1 protein-coding gene is annotated in these 489 nt (G+C 64.0%); it reads left to right on the top strand.

Annotation, left to right across the window (positions count from 1 at the left end; genetic code table 11):
• A partial coding sequence (locus AC5RUM_RS21490; protein ID WP_494036851.1) for an amino acid ABC transporter ATP-binding protein occupies window positions 1-489 on the top strand: 489 nt, incomplete at both ends.

The following is a 489-nucleotide window of genomic DNA, read 5'->3' as shown; positions in this document are numbered from 1 at the left end:
CCAGCGGTTCCGGCAAGTCCACCGTCCTGCGCTGCATCAACGGCCTGGAGACCGTTGACTCCGGTGTTCTGAAGGTCAACGGTGAGGACTTCGGCTACTACGAGACTGCGCACGCCTACCACGCGCACAGCCCCAAGAAACTGGCTGAGCAGCGTACGAGGGTGGGCATGGTGTTCCAGCAGTTCAACCTGTTTCCGAACATGACCGCCCTGGAGAACGTCATGTCCGGGCCGGTGCTGGTCAAGGGCGCCGACAAGAAGGAAGCCGCCAAGCGGGCCCACGAACTGTTGGCCAGTGTCGGCCTGGCCGGGTTCGGGGACTACTACCCCGCGCAGCTCTCCGGCGGGCAGCAGCAGCGCGTCGCGATCGCCCGGTCCCTGGCGATGGACCCCGAGATCATCCTGTTTGATGAACCAACGTCCGCGCTGGACCCCGAAAAGGTCGGCGAGGTCCTGGCCGTGATGAAGGATTTGGCGAAGAAGGGCATGA

The sequence above is a fragment of the Arthrobacter sp. B2060 genome (assembly GCF_059090445.1).
Note: the sequence above shows the minus strand (reverse complement) of the source record. Positions and strands in the feature narration are given on the sequence as shown.